General features: G+C 73.2%; 10 protein-coding genes. 3 read left to right on the forward strand and 7 right to left on the reverse strand.

Annotation, left to right across the window (positions count from 1 at the left end; genetic code table 11):
- Nucleotides 1–98 precede the first annotated feature (98 nt).
- The 7 genes from ACFV4F_RS25275 to ACFV4F_RS25305 all read right to left on the reverse strand — a co-directional run bounded on the left by ACFV4F_RS25275 (nt 99) and on the right by ACFV4F_RS25305 (nt 10,233).
- The gene (locus ACFV4F_RS25275; protein ID WP_380436846.1) at nt 99–2,510 is read right to left on the reverse strand and encodes a glycoside hydrolase family 65 protein; all 2,412 of its coding nucleotides are present in this window, start codon (nt 2,508–2,510) and stop codon (nt 99–101) included.
- Complete coding sequence (locus ACFV4F_RS25280) at nt 2,507–3,253, reverse strand: HAD family hydrolase (RefSeq protein ID WP_380436844.1); 747 nt, start codon at nt 3,251–3,253, stop codon at nt 2,507–2,509. Before ACFV4F_RS25280 ends, ACFV4F_RS25275 begins: the two co-directional genes overlap by 4 nt.
- A gap of 202 nt (nt 3,254–3,455) precedes the next feature.
- Complete coding sequence (locus tag ACFV4F_RS25285; RefSeq protein ID WP_380505585.1) at nt 3,456–3,905, reverse strand: SRPBCC domain-containing protein; 450 nt, start codon at nt 3,903–3,905, stop codon at nt 3,456–3,458.
- Between the two features lie 99 nt (nt 3,906–4,004).
- Nucleotides 4,005–5,726, reverse strand: coding sequence for an LCP family protein (locus ACFV4F_RS25290; RefSeq protein ID WP_380436840.1), 1,722 nt, complete (start codon nt 5,724–5,726; stop codon nt 4,005–4,007).
- 246 nt (nt 5,727–5,972) lie between these two features.
- Nucleotides 5,973–6,461: a nuclear transport factor 2 family protein gene (locus ACFV4F_RS25295; RefSeq protein WP_380505588.1), complete on the reverse strand. Its 489-nt coding sequence runs from the start codon at nt 6,459–6,461 to the stop codon at nt 5,973–5,975.
- Nucleotides 6,462–6,466: 5 nt separating this feature from the next.
- The gene (locus tag ACFV4F_RS25300) at nt 6,467–7,426 is read right to left on the reverse strand and encodes an NAD-dependent epimerase/dehydratase family protein (RefSeq protein ID WP_380436836.1); all 960 of its coding nucleotides are present in this window, start codon (nt 7,424–7,426) and stop codon (nt 6,467–6,469) included.
- Between the two features lie 20 nt (nt 7,427–7,446).
- A complete protein-coding gene (locus ACFV4F_RS25305) occupies nt 7,447–10,233 on the reverse strand; it encodes an AMP-binding protein (protein WP_380505590.1) in 2,787 nt (928 codons plus the stop codon).
- Between the two features lie 692 nt (nt 10,234–10,925).
- Here ACFV4F_RS25305 and ACFV4F_RS25310 point away from each other — a divergent pair.
- From ACFV4F_RS25310 to ACFV4F_RS25320, 3 genes are all read left to right on the forward strand, one after another.
- Nucleotides 10,926–11,705 (forward strand): DNA-binding response regulator, encoded by a 780-nt coding sequence (locus ACFV4F_RS25310; RefSeq protein WP_380505593.1) that lies wholly within the window; start codon nt 10,926–10,928, stop codon nt 11,703–11,705.
- A gap of 132 nt (nt 11,706–11,837) precedes the next feature.
- Nucleotides 11,838–12,629: a LuxR family transcriptional regulator gene (locus ACFV4F_RS25315; protein WP_380505596.1), complete on the forward strand. Its 792-nt coding sequence runs from the start codon at nt 11,838–11,840 to the stop codon at nt 12,627–12,629.
- A 253-nt stretch (nt 12,630–12,882) separates the two neighbouring features.
- Nucleotides 12,883–13,806, forward strand: coding sequence for an ACP S-malonyltransferase (locus ACFV4F_RS25320; RefSeq protein WP_380436826.1), 924 nt, complete (start codon nt 12,883–12,885; stop codon nt 13,804–13,806).
- Nucleotides 13,807–13,869 lie beyond the last annotated feature (63 nt).

Here is a 13,869-nt window from a genome sequence, read left to right on the forward strand (position 1 = left end):
TGACGCGGGACACCTGCACCCTCCGGGGAGGGGGGTGCAGGTGCACGGCGGGGAGGCCGAACGGGTGAACGGGCGGAGGCCCGGAAGTCGGGCCGCCGCTACTCCGCCGCCAGGTGGTCGGGGTTCTGGCCGCCGACCTTGCCCGCCGCGAGACCGGCCTGGGGCTGGCGGCGGGCGGGTTCGCGGCCGGGGGGCTGGGCGCAGCGCTCCTGGGCGGGCGGGGCGGTGGTCGGGAGGGTGACCGGCTCCCCGGCCTTCAGCTGGACCGTGTCGCCGTCGTGCCGCAGGTGGATCACCTCGCCCCGGCGCAGCGTGTAGGTCGTCCCGTCGTGGGTGATCTCGACGCCGAGCAGCATGCCGCGGACCATCAGCGAGAAGCCGAGCTTGGTGAGCCCGGCGGGCAGCCGGGGCCGGAAGGAGAGCGTCTCGCCGTGGTCGCGCAGGCCGCCGAGGCCGGCCACGAGGGCGATGCAGGCCCCCGCGAGGGAGGCCATGTGGAGGCCGTCGCGGGTGTTGCCGCCGAGGTCGTGGAGGTCCATGAGGGCGGCTTCGGCGGTGTAGTCGTACGCGAGGTCGAGCTGGCCGACCTCGGCGGCGATGACCGCCTGGGTGCAGGCGGAGAGGGAGGAGTCGCGGACGGTGAGGCGCTCGTAGTAGGCGAAGTTGCGGGCCTTCTGCTCGTCGGTGAAGGCGTCGCCGCGGACCTGCATGGCGAGCACGAGGTCGGCCTGTTTGACGACCTGCTTCCGGTAGAGGTCGAAGTACGGGTAGTGCAGCAGCAGCGGGTACTTCTCGGGCGGGGTGCGCTCGAAGTCCCAGACCTGGTGGTGGGTGAAGCCGTCGGCCTGGGGGTGGACGCCGAGGCTCTCGTCGTAGGGGACGTACATCGCGGCGGCGGCGTCGCGCCAGGCGGCGGTCTCCTCGGTGTCGACGCCGAGGTCGGCGGCCTCGCGGGGGTGGCGGCCGGCGGCCTCGGCGGCGGCGCGCAGGTTCGTCTGCGCCATGAGGTTGGTGTAGACGTTGTTGTCGGCGACGGCGCTGTACTCGTCGGGGCCGGTGACGCCCTCGATGCGGAACTTGCCGGCGGCGTCGTGGTGGCCGAGCGAGCGCCACATCCGGGCGGTCTCGACGAGGAGTGCGAGCCCGTACTCGCGCTCGAACTCGACGTCGGCGGTGGCCCGGACGTAGCGGGCGACGGCGGCGGCGATGTCGGCGCCGATGTGGAAGGCGGCGGTGCCGGCCGGCCAGTAGCCGGAGCACTCCTCGCCGCGGATCGTCCGCCAGGGGAACACCGCTCCGGCCAGGCCGAGTTGGGCCGCTCGCTCGCGGGCGAGCGGGAGGGTGGTGTGCCGCCAGCGCAGGGCCTGGTTGACGGCGGCGGGCAGGCAGTAGGTGAGGACCGGCAGGACGAAGGTCTCGGTGTCCCAGAAGCTGTGGCCGTCGTAGCCGGGGCCGGTCAGCCCCTTGGCGGGGATGGCGCGCTCCTCGCTGCGGGCGCCGGCCTGGAGGACGTGGAAGACGGCGAACCGGACGGCCTGCTGGAGTTCGACGTCGCCCTCGATCTCGATGTCGCTGGTCTTCCAGAACTCCCGCAGGTAGTCGGCCTGTTCGGCGACGAGGCCGTCCCAGCCGGTGTACCGGGCGGCGGTCAGCGCGGCCTCGACCTGGTCGCGGACGGCGGGCAGCGAGCGGGTCGCGGACCAGCCGTAGGACATGAACTTGACCAGCCGCAGGCGCTGTCCGGGGGCGAGGACGGTGGTGACGCTGATCCGGCACTGGTCGGCGCCGGCCTCGGCCACGGTGTCGAGCCGCTCCGGGCCCTCGATGACGTGGTCCATGCCGGCCGCGACCCGGATGCCGCTGTAGCGGGTGCGGTGCACCAGGACGGCCTTCGTCCCGTCGGCGTGGTGGGCCTCGGGCTGGAGGGGCGCCTCCAGGACGGCGGCGGCGCGCGGGTCGCCCTCGGGGCCGCCGGGGAGCTGCTCGTTGGCGACGAGCTCGGACTGGAGCACGATCCGCACCGGGCCGTCGACCGCCTCGACGGAGTACTCGACGGCGGCGATGGCGCGCTGGGTGAGCGAGACGAGCCTGGTCGAGCGGACCCGGATCGTGCGGCCGGCCGGGGAGGTCCACTCGGCCTCGCGGTGCAGCAGGCCGTCGCGGAAGTCCAGCCAGCGCCGGTGGCCGAGGAGTTCGCCGTAGCGCAGGTCGAAGGGCTCGTCGTCGACGAGCAGCCGGATGATCTTGCCGTTGGTCACGTTGATGACGCTCTGGCTGGACTCCGGGTAGCCGTAGCCGCCCTCGCCGTAGGGCAGCGGGCGGAGTTCGAAGACGCCGTTGAGGTAGGTGCCGGGCAGGCCGTGCGGCTCGCCCTCGTCGAGGTTGGCGCGCAGGCCGATGTGGCCGTTGGAGAGCGCGAACACGGACTCGGCACGGGCCAGCGCGGCCGGGTCGAGGCCGTGTTCGGAAACCTGCCACGGGTCGACGACGAAGGTGTCGGACGCGGTCATGCCCGCTCCCCCAGCAGTTCGGAGAGGTCGTCGACGACCACGGTGGCGCCGTCCCGGCGCAGTTCGGCGGCCTGGCCGGTGCGGTTGACGCCGACCACCGCGCCGAAGCCGCCGGCCCGGCCGGAGGCGACGCCGGCGAGGGCGTCCTCGAAGACGGCCGCGTGCGCGGGTTCGACGCCGAGGACCTTGGCCGCGTGCAGGTAGGTGTCGGGGGCCGGCTTTCCGGGCAGGCCCTCGCGCTTGGCGACGATCCCGTCCACGACCACGTCGAACAGGTCCTCGATGCCCGCGGCCCTGAGCACGTCCCGGCAGTTCGCGCTGGAGGAGACCACGGCGCTGGGCAGCCCGAGCGCGCGCAGCCGTCGCACGTAGGCCACCGAGCCGTCGTACGGCTGGACGCCCTGCTCGCGGATCATGCGCAGGACGGTGTCGTTCTTGGCGAGGCTGATCCCGTGCACGGTGGGGGCGTTCGGCGGATCGTCGTCGGTGCCCTCGGGCAGGTCGAAGCCCCGGCTCCGCAGGAAGGCGCGGGTGCCGTCGAGGCGTGGGCGGCCGTCGACGTAGGTGTCGTAGTCGGTGACGGCGTCGAAGGGGACGAACTGCCCGCCGGTGCGGGCTGCTTCGGCGCGCAGGAAGGTGTCGAAGGTGTCCTTCCAGGCCGCGGCGTGCACCACGGCGGTCTGGGTGAGCACCCCGTCGAGGTCGAAGAGGAAGGCGCGGATGTCGTCCGGTAGGCCCAGCATGGGTGCAGTCTTACCCGGGATGGCCCGTGATGCCGGGGAAGCCGCCGATTTCCCGGCGGCGCGTCGCGGGACGGGTGGCGGCATCGGGGGCCTCCCGTGGGCTCGGGGGGCGGGGCGGGGGCGGGTTCGGGGTACAGGACAACGATCGGCCCGCGGCGGCGATCCCGCCACCGGGCGGGGGCTCGGCGGGCTCGGGCGGGGCTCAGGCGGGGTCGTGGCGCCGGGCGGTGACGAAGTAGGGCTGGACCTTGCCGCTCTGCGCGTAGTCCTTGAGCCGGACGACCAGTTCCGCCCAGGTGCCGGCCACCATCGGGACGCCGTCCTCGCTGCCGGGCTGCCAGCCGCCGTGGCGGAACAGCAGCCGGGTGCGGTCGGGGGCGTCGGGCTGTTCGGCGAGGTCCCAGGTGATCCAGGTGCCGGCCCAGTGCGGCGGGAAGGCGCCGGTGTTCGCCCACACGACGCGGTCGAGGTCGGCGCGCTCGCGGCGCAGCCGGAAGGGCTCGGGGACGTCGGGGAAGTCGAAGAGCAGGATGTCGTCGTCGCGGTCGACGGCGGTGGTCCACCAGTTGGTGAGGCCGTCGTGGGTGTTGAGGGCGGCGAGGACGACGTCCCGGGGGGCGGCGATGTCGATCTGCAGGGCGATCTCGGGCATGGGATCCGCCTTTCGTGGCCCGCGGTCCCCCTCAGCCACCATGGCACGACCCCGGGACGGACGCGCCCCGGAGTCGTGCGATGCGGTGTACGGGTGCGGTCAGCCGCCGCTGCCGTAGGTGGTGTTCGCGCAGATGTCGTCGTCCGCGGAGCGGGCGTCGTTGGTGACGGTGGTGGGCAGCGGGGCCGGGGTGCCCGGGGTGCCGGCCGCGGGCGTGCCGCCGGGGGCGGCGGCGCCGTTGGCGGCGGCGAAGTCCTGGCCGACGATCACCGAGATGCCCCGCGAGCTGCTGGGCTCCAGGCTGGCGCCGGGGAACAGCGCGGCGACCTTCTCGGCGTTCGCCTTCTGGCTGGCGCTGTACTCGATCGTGGTGGTCTTGTACTTCGTGCTGGCCGCCTGGCCCGCCGTGGTGGCGGAGAACTTGGCGGCCTTGAGCTGCTCGGTCGCCTTGCCGGCCAGGCCGTTGGCGATCGTGCCGTTGTAGACGGCCACCTTCACGGACTCGTTGGAGGCGTCGCCGGCCGGGGCGGTCGAGGTCGGTGCGGCGGGCTGCGGCGAGCTCGGGGCGGCGGGGGCGCCGTCCTGCTGGCCGGTGGCGTTCTGGCCGTCGATGGTGTGGTCGGCCTTGAGGGTGTCCCAGAGCTTCTGGACGTCCGGCTGGACCAGGTCGATGTTGGCGTCCTGGGTGCGGTAGCGCCAGGGGGCCGTCACGAACTTGAGGTTGTGCATGTCGATGTTCTTCAGCGACAGGCCGAAGGACAGCAGCTTGTCGGCGGAGCTCAGCCCGGGGTCGACGGTCAGCGACTTGGTGGCGGCGTCGGCCAGCGGCAGCAGGTTGGTGGGGCTCAGCCCCTCCGACTTGATCTTGTTGGCGAGCGAGCTCATGAAGGCCTGCTGGCGCTTCATCCGGCCGATGTCGGAGCCGTCGCCGATGCCGTGCCGCAGCCGGACGTAGTCGAGCGCCTTCTGCCCGTCGACGGTCTGCTTGCCCTGCGGGAGGACGAGCTCGCCCTTCTTGTGCAGGTTGGGGTTGATGTCGCCCTCGTAGATGGCCTTGGGCAGGCACACGTCGACGCCGCCGACGGCCTTGGTCATCGAGGAGAAGCCGTTGAAGTCGACGACCATGGTGTGGTCGACCCGGATGCCGGTGAGCTTCTCGATCGTGTTCTGGGTGCAGGCGGGGTTGCCGGCGTCGCTGCCGCCGACCGAGAACGCCGCGTTGAACAGGTCGTTCCCGGCCTTGGTCCACTTGCCGTTGGGCAGCTTGCAGGACGGGATCTGGACGATCGCGTTGCGCGGGATCGAGATGCCGACGGCGTGCTTGTGGTCGGCGTAGACGTGCAGCAGGATCGTCGTGTCCGAGCGGGCGCCGCCGTCCTCGCCGCCGCCGAGGTCGGAGTTGGAGCCGCCGCGGCTGTCGGAGCCGATGAGCAGCACGTTGACCGGCTTGTTGCCGTCCGCGTCGGCCTGGGCCTCCGGCGGGCGGTCGGTGGCTATCGCGTCCGCGTCGAAGGACTTGATGTTGGCGTTCAGCTTGAAGTAGATCGCGCCGCCGGTGCCGGCGAGCAGCACCAGGACGCCCGCCGCCGACCAGGCGACGATCTTCTTCACGTTCTTCTTCGGCTTCCGGCTGTTGCGGGCCGCCGCGCGGCCGCCGCCGCCCGCGGACGGGGCGCCCTTGCCGCCCTTGCCCTGTGCGGCCCGGCGGGCCTCGGCCCGTCCGCCGGCGCGCGGCTGCGGGACGGCGCTGTCGCCGTCCGTGGTGGCCGCGTCGGGCGCGTCCTCGCCACGAGCCGGGCTCTCGCCCCGTTTGCCTGCCATCCGCGTACCTTTCACCGCCGGAAGCGCTGCCCGTGATGATCGGGCACACCGTACTCTGGGAGACGGTCGGGACCGCACCCGGGTTGCACAATACGAAGGCCATATAAGAACTACGGCCATCACCGGAGAATACAAGCCGGTCGATCGCGCACCGTGTGACCAAGGTCTCCGGGACAGGCGGCGCAGCGCGGGCGGGAGCCCGGCCCGCCGTGCGCGAACCGGGATCCCGGGAGGTGGGGCGGTGTCTCAGCTCTCGATCACGCGGCGGAACAGCACGGTGTCGAAGACGTCCTCCATGCGCACCGCGCGGCCCCCGCGCAGGGTCCAGGAGTGGATGAACGGCAGCGTCACGGTCGTGCCGCGCTTCGACGTGACCTCGCGCACACCGAAGACCACGACGCGGTCCCCGGCGGCCACGAACTCCTGTGGTCGCAGGCGCATTCCGCCGAGCACCGAGGGGACCTTCGCGAGGAACTCGCGCACGCCCGCGTGGCCGTGCTTGGTGCCGCCGAGGCCGTACTCGGCCATGCCGTCGGGGTGCACCCACTCGACGCGCGGGTCGAGGGTGTCCAGCAGCGCGGCGACGTCGCGGTCGTGGAAGGCCCGGTAGGCGCGCTCGATCAGGGCGCGGCTGCCGGTGGCGGCGGCATCGGCGGTGAGAGCGGTGTCGGTCAGAGCGATGTCGGTCAGAGCGATGCCGGTCGGAACGGTGTCGGTGAGAACGGTGTCGGTCATGTCGGTCAGCGTCCCTTCGTCATGCTCTCGCCGCCCACGCGGCGGCCGTCCAGGTACTGCGGGTACATCACGCGCAGGGTGCGTTCGATGCCGTCGCGCCAGTCGACGGTGCACGGGCCGGTCAGCTTCCGGCGCAGCGTGGGATCGAACCGGTACGTCTCGCGGGTCACCTCGCTCGGGACGAGGTCCGCCGTCACACCGGTGAGCCGCTCGATGTGGCGGATGCAGTCGGTGACGCCGACGGACTGGTCGCCGCCCCAGTTGACGACGGTGGCCGGGGTGGCGGCGGCCGCCCAGAGGCGGGGCACCTGCGCCACCAGGTCGTCGGTGTGCAGGAGGGAGCACCAGTTCTGGCCCTCCAGCGGCACCTGGATCGGCTGTCCGGCCAGCATCGCCTTGAAGTACAGCATCGGCACGCCGCCGTAACTGCCGGGCCCGTAGGCGATGTTGAGCCGGGCGATGGTGGTGGGCAGGTCGAGCACCCGGGCGAAGGCGCGCACCGCGCCCTCGGTGGCGAGCTTGCCCATCGGGTAGGCGGGCAGCCAGTCGGCGGAGCCATCCACCGGGTCGTCCTCGGTGTAGGCGTGGTCGAGGGTCCGGCGCTTGTAGAGCGCGCCGGTGGAGACGAACAGGAACGCCTCGGCGGTGCGGCAGTGCTCCATCAGGCGGCCGGTGGCGACGGCGTTGATCTCGGCGGTGGCGTTGAAGTCGCCGTCCTCGCCGCGGTGGACGGCGGAGTGCAGGACGTGGGTGAAGTCCCGCGGCAGTCCGGCGAGCGCCCGCTCGGAGCCGTCGGCCATGTCCCAGTGCCGGGTGCGGATGCCCCGGTCGGCCAGTGCCCGTTCGACGCCCGGCGTGCCGAACCGGCCGATGCACCAGACCTCGGCGTGTTCGGCGAGCGCCTCGGCGACCGGACGGGCGACCTGCCCGGTGCCGCCGGTGATCAGGATCTTCTTCCCCCGCATGGTGCTGCTGTGCTCCTTCGTCATCGGTGCGCGGCCCGCCGGCGGGCCAGTTCGTCGGCCCCGGCGAGCGCGTGGTCCAGTTCGCGGCGCAGGACCGCCTGGAAGGCGGCCACGTGGCGCGGGCCCATCAGGGTGTAGTGCTCGCCCGGCACCTCCACGTACCGGTTCTCCTCGCGGGCGTGCTCGTCCCAGCGCCGCAGCTCGTTGTCGAGCCACTCCTGGCGGGTACCGCGCAGCGGGAGCGCGTGGAACACCGTCATCGAGCGGACGGCGCCGCTCGGCCGGTACTCCCGGCCCAGGCCGGTGAGGGTGTCGGCGATCTCCGCCCAGGCCGCGAACCGGTCGGCGTCCAGGTCGAGTTCGGCCAGCCGGTGCGGCGGGGCCAGGGCGACCAGCCGGGCGGCCTGCTCCTCGCGCGGCAGGTGCCGCAGCGCGTCGGGGAGGTCGACGGACTGCTTCTTGTCGATCAGTTCCAGGAAGAGCGCCAGGTGGGCGGCCGTCTCGGCGTACCCCAGCTCCTCCATGCGGTACTTGATGTGCGGCGGCAGGTTGAAGCTGCCGACGAAGTCGACCCGCTCGCCCCGCGCCTCCAGGACCTTGGCGATCTCGAAGGCGACGGCGGCGCCGTAGGAGTACCCGGCCACCGCGTACGGGCCCTCGGGCTGCTCGGCGCGGATCGCGTCCACGTAGGCGTCGACCATCTCCTCGAAGGAGACGAAGGGCTTCTCGCCGTCGTTGAAGCCGCGGGCGCGCAGCGCGTGGAACGGGCGGTCGCCGACGAAGTACCGGGCGAGGTTGACGAAGACCAGCACCTCGCCGACGCCGGGGTGGACGCAGAACAGCGGGGTCTTGTCGCCGCCGGTCTGCATCGGCACCAGCGGGTCGTACGGCCGGGCGGCGCCCGGGGCAGCGGCGGGCTCGGCGAGGCGGGCGGCCAGGGCGCGGACGGTCGGCGCGGTGAGCACCGTGATGACCTCCAGGCCGGTGACGCCGAGCCGCTCGGCCACCCTGGCGCGCAGCCGCAGGATGTCGAGCGAGGTGCCGCCGAGGTCGAAGAAGCCCGCGGTGGCGCTGATCGCGGCCGGGTCGCAGTCGAACAGCTCGGCGTAGATCGCGGCGAGGGCGAGCTCGACCGGGCCCTCGGGCGCGGTGTACCCGCCGAGCATGCGCGTCGTCAGGTCAAAGACGGCGGACTGCTGCCCGGCGTACGCCCCCTCCTCCAGGCGGCGGCGCATCAGGGCGCGCTGGATCTTGCCGAGGCTGGTCTTGGGGAACGCCTCGGCGGGCAGGGGCAGGACCAAGGCCGGCCGGAAGCCCCAGTGCGTGACGACGGTCGCGCGGACAGCGGTGAGCACCCGGTGCAGGGCGGTCTCGTCGCCCTCCGGCAGGTCGGGGTGGAAGGCGATCACCAGCTGCTCGGTGTCGCTGCCCGCCGGGCGGGTCGGGAAGGCGGCGACGTAGGAGCGGGCGACGCCGTCGAGCTGTTCGAGGGCGGCCTCGACGTCGTGGCTGAAGTACGTGACGCCGTTGACGATGACGCTGTCCTTGCTGCGTCCGACGAGGGTGAGCCGGCCGCCGTCGATCCGGCCGAGGTCGCCGCTGCGGAACCAGCCGTCGGCGGTGAAGGCCCCGGCGGTGGCCGCCGGGTCGCGGAAGTAGCCGCCGGTGATCATCGGGCCGGTCAGCTGGAGCTCGCCGACCGCGCCCTCGGGCAGCGGGCGGTCGTCCGGGCCGGCGATGCGGACGGACAGGCCGGGGACGGGGGTGCCCAGGTTGGCGAACTCGGCGCCGCGGTCGGTGGCCGGGAAGCCGTGGCGGGAGTAGACGCTGCCGGCACAGGTCTCGGTCATGCCGAAGGCGGGCCACAGGGCGTCCCCGGCCAGGCCGTACGGCGCGAGCCTCTCCAGAAACGTTTCTCCGGTGCTGACCAGGACGGCCTCGCCGCCGCTGATGATCTGCCGGACCCGGCTCAGGTCGAGCCGCTCGTCCCCGGCGTCCAGCCGGTCGGCGGCGGCGGAGACCAGGCCGAGGAGGAAGTTCGGCGCGAAGGTCATCGTCACGCCGTGCCGGGACAGCAGCCGCGGGAACTCCAGCGGGTCGGCGAGCACCGCGGCGGGGGCGACGTGCAGCTGGCGGGCGCCGACGGACAGCGGCAGCAGGTGGCACTCCAGCAGCGCGGCGACGTGGTCGAAGGAGACCCAGTTCAGCGTGACGTCGGCGGCGTCCAGCCGGTGCGCGGCGTTCTTGGCCGCCATCGAGGCCAGCAGGTTGGCGTGGCTGAGCATGACGGCCTTGGAGTTGCTGGTGGACCCGGAGGTCAGCATCAGCACGGCGGTGTCCCCGGGGGCGGCACGGTGCAGCTCCGCGGCGGGCTCGCCGGACAGCTCCTCCAGGACGGCGAGCGGGCGGTCCCGGTCGGGCGGGAGGGCGGCGGCCAGGCCGGCGGTGGTGACCGTCAGCGGACCGTCCAGCAGGGCGTCGACGTGGCCGAGCCGGGCGGCCCACCGCTCCGGGTCGGCGGCGGCCGGCGCGGCCAGCGGGCACGGGACGAAGCCGCCGAGCACGGCGCCCCAGAACGCGGGCAGGAAGTCCTCGGCGCGCTCCAGGATCAGCACCACCCGGTCGCCGGGGCGCAGGCCGCGGGCCCGCAGGCCGGTCAGGACGCGCCGGGCGGCGTCGAGCAGGGCCGGGTAGCTCTGATCGGTCGGACCGGCGCCGGCGGCGCCGGGGCCGTGGCCGAGGCCCGTCGCCGGATGCCGCTCGGCGACGTCCAGCAGCAGGTCGGTGAGGTTGGTGGGACGTGTCACGGGCCGTCTGTCTCCTGGCTTCGGGGCGCGCCGGGGCAGCCCGCCTGGCACGCCGAACAGGGGTGAGGACCACAGGGGTGCGGATGTCCGCAGCGTGGCGCGACCGGACGGTTCAGCGCGGGAACGCCGGCGACGGCACCGCCCGCCACCGCGCCGTCGCGCCGGTGGCCGGCCGGGCCGGCAAAGTTATGGGCCGAAAAGTCCCCGTCTGACGTATGGTCACGCCGCTTACCGTAAGGTCGGACCAGTCCAGGCCGGCCGGGCGAGTTCAGGGTTGGCCGGAAGGGGACAGGGCCGCGACCGGCGGTGAGGGGCGGGCTACTTCTCGTGAGGAAAACGGAATGCCGATCGCTCCTTTCCGGTGCCCGAGTGCAGGTTGATGCCAGGGCGGCTGGAGATTCGCCAGGTCGGTGGTGGGAAAATCCCGGCCTGATATATGCCCGTCGCGATGTCGTTCGCGATGTCGTTCGCGATGCCGTTCGCGATGTCCTTCGAGCCCACCCCGCGACGCACCCGCCGAGTGCGGGCTCAAAGGCCCTTGACCTGCGGTTTTGAGCAAAGGTTGACTGGCTTCGAACAGCCGAACTACTGTCAGTCGCAGGTGGTCTGATCAGGTGTCATCTGACATGTTCTTGATTAAACAGTTGAACGTCGAATGAACGGAAAGACCACCACCGTAAGGGGGGACGCAAGTGACCAGTGCAGCCGGTTCGCCGAACGGCCCTGGCCAGGAGGAATCGACGCCGGGCGATCATGCCGCGCACGTCGAAAAGACCCTGCTCCAGGCGCGGGCACTGATCGAATCCACCGTCTCGCTCTACCGGCAGCGCCCCGACCAGGGCCCCCCCGCCCCGCACACCGATGTCACCGCCCTCGGCGAGGCCGTCGAACAGCTCGTGCACGGCGCCCGGCACTCGGTCTGCGTCGCCGTCACCGGCACCGGGCCCTTCGAGCAGATCGCCCGCGACGCCCTGACCACCATGCGCCCCGGCACCGTCGTCCGGGTCCTCTGCGCCCCCGGCGTCGCCGACTGCGCCCTGGCCAAGCTCGCCCACGCGCCCGGCGCCCGCTTCGAGATCCGCGTCTCCGAGGCCGACCTGCGCGACATCGTCATCTCCGACGGCGCCGCCGCCCTCGTCCGCGCCTCCGCCGGCAACGCCAAGGGCCAGGCCACGCTGGTCAACGACCGGGCCGCGGTCCGCGCCCTGGAGCTGCTCTTCGCCGGCGCCTGGTCGCTCGGCCGCAAGCTCGACGACCACCTCGCGCTCAGCCCCCGCCTGCTCGGCGACCTCACCCGCAGCATCCTGGAGCGGCTGCGCAGCGGCTACACCGACGAGGCGGCCGCCCGCGACCTCGGCATGTCCCTGCGCACCTACCGGCGCCACGTCGCCGAGATCATGCGCGAACTCGGTGCCAGCTCCCGCTTCCAGGCCGGCGTGCGCGCGGTCGAGCTGGGCCTGCTCCACGAGTGACAGCCTGTCTTCGGCGCCCCTGCGGGCCCTGCGGGACAGGGCCGGGCGCCGTCCCCGACCACACGGGGAGGACCGCGGCCCACCAGCCGCGGCGCAGTGAGTAACACCAACGGGGAAACTGGTGAGTACGACGTGCCCATCGAGGCAGAGGACGAACTGGAAAGAGCACTCCTGGAAGTGCGGTCGCTGATCGAGTCGACGGTGGCCATCCACCGCGACCGCAGCCACCGGGCCCAGCAGATCGCCACGGTGGAGGGCGGCTACCGGGCGGTGCTCGACACCGCCGCCGCCCTCATCCGCAGCGCCGTGCGCAGCATCGACATCGTGCACGCGCGGATGCCCGGCGCCGAGGAACAGGAGCCCGGGCTCAGCGAGTTCGCCGAGCGAAGACTGATCTACGGCGCCGCCGAGACCATCTCCGTGCGGCTGCTGACGAACCCTTCGATGATCGACGAGGACTTCGTCCGCGAGCAGCTCGCCAAGGAGCGGCCGGTGGCGATCCGGGTGGCCCGGGTGCCCCCGCTCCAGGCGCTGCTGGTGGACGGCACGACCGCGCTGGTCGTCGCCGAGTCGGCCACCGGCGTCCGGGCCTCCGTCATCCGCGAGCCCAAGGTGGTCTTCACGCTGGGCTCGCTGTACGAGAGCGTGTGGCGCAACGCCGTCCCGGCCAGCGAGCGGATCGTCTTCGGCGACCGGGACCGGGCCGCGCTCGCCCAGCAGATCCTCGGCGCGCTGCGGGCCGGCGTCACCGACGAGGTCGCCGCCCGCGAACTCACCGTCTCGGTGCGCACCTACCGCCGGCACGTCGCCGAGATCATGGCGATGCTCGGCGCGCAGTCCCGCTTCCAGGCCGGCGTGCGCGCCGCCGAACTCGGCCTGCTGCGGCCCGCCCGGCCGGGGCCCGGCGGCGGCCCGGGCGCCTGAGGCCGCAACGTTCCACCGGGCGCCGGGCGAGTGGCAGCTTCCTGAAGGCTCTGTTGCCGCTCCCCCGGCGCCCTCGGTTGTATGGGCCGCGGAAAGGGGGGCCGGGTACCGCACGCACCCGGAAATCCCCTTCCCGATGGCCTGCCGTACTCCCCCGAAACTGCCGGCCGTCGGCACGGGGACCCGCCCTCCGGAAAACCTCCGGCGGCGGGCCCCCGTACCCACCGGTGAATTCGGCGCGGAAGGCGGGTCAATGGACCAGAACCCGATCGGTCTGGTGTTCCCCGGCCAGGGGACGCAGAAAGCGGGAATGGGCGAGCCCTGGCGGGAAACCCCGTCCTGGGAAATCGTCACGGCAATCTCCGGGGTCACCGGGGAGGATCTCGCGGAACTGCTCCTGGACACTCCGGACGAACACCTGCGGCGCACCGACCTGGCGCAGCTCACCGTGTTCACGGTGGCCATGGTCGCGTACGCCGAGGCGGTGCGCCGTGGCGCGCTCGACGGGCCGGTGGCCGCCGTGGCCGGCCACAGCCTGGGCGAGTACGCCGCGCTCACCGCCGCCGGGGCGCTCACCCTGCCCGACGCCGCCGCGCTGGTGGCGGCCCGCGGCCGGGCCATGCGGGACGCCGCCGACGAGCGCCCCGGCACCATGGGCGTCCTGGTCGCCGCCCCGCTGGAGCAGGTCGCCGAACTCACCGACCGGATCCGGGCGCGGGGCGCCGAGGTGTGGGTCGCCAACGTCAACGCGCCCGGCCAGACCGTGGTCTCCGGCTCCGCCGAGGGCATCGAGCTGATCGGCGCCGAGGCGCCCTCGATCGGGGCCAAGATGATCCGGCTGTCCGTCGGCGGCGCCTTCCACAGCCCGTACATGGCGCCCGCCGCCGAACGGCTGCGGACCGCACTGAAGAACACCGCCTTCGCCCCGGCCCACCTGCCGGTCGTCGCCAACGCGGACGCCCGCGCGTACGCCGGCGACTGCGACTGGCCCGCCCTGGCCACCCGCCAGCTCACCTCGCCGGTGCTCTGGGAGCCCTCCGTGCGCACCCTCACCGGCGAGCTCGGCTGCCGCCGGCTGGTCGAGATCGGCCCCGGCAAGACCCTGGCCGGCCTGATCCGCCGGATCGCGCCGGAGACCGGGGTGGTGTCGCTGAACAGCCCGGCCGCGCTGGGCTGACCGGGGCCGGGAGGGGTCCGAGGACCGGCCCCAGCACCGAACCGGACAAGGAGAACCACCCCG

The organism is Kitasatospora sp. NPDC059722 (genome assembly GCF_042733235.1).
In the GTDB taxonomy this organism is placed as follows: Bacteria; Actinomycetota; Actinomycetes; order Streptomycetales; family Streptomycetaceae; genus Kitasatospora.

Bases quoted from the DNA above. Each gene is read 5' to 3' on its own strand.
- ACFV4F_RS25275 (WP_380436846.1), bottom strand. From the start codon at position 2,510: ATGACCGCGTCCGACACCTTCGTCGTCGACCCGTGGCAGGTTTCCGAA.
- ACFV4F_RS25280 (WP_380436844.1), bottom strand. From the start codon at position 3,253: ATGCTGGGCCTACCGGACGACATCCGCGCCTTCCTCTTCGACCTCGAC.
- ACFV4F_RS25285 (WP_380505585.1), bottom strand. From the start codon at position 3,905: ATGCCCGAGATCGCCCTGCAGATCGACATCGCCGCCCCCCGGGACGTC.
- ACFV4F_RS25290 (WP_380436840.1), bottom strand. From the start codon at position 5,726: ATGGCAGGCAAACGGGGCGAGAGCCCGGCTCGTGGCGAGGACGCGCCC.
- ACFV4F_RS25295 (WP_380505588.1), bottom strand. From the start codon at position 6,461: ATGACCGACACCGTTCTCACCGACACCGTTCCGACCGGCATCGCTCTG.
- ACFV4F_RS25300 (WP_380436836.1), bottom strand. From the start codon at position 7,426: ATGCGGGGGAAGAAGATCCTGATCACCGGCGGCACCGGGCAGGTCGCC.
- ACFV4F_RS25320 (WP_380436826.1), top strand. From the start codon at position 12,883: ATGGACCAGAACCCGATCGGTCTGGTGTTCCCCGGCCAGGGGACGCAG.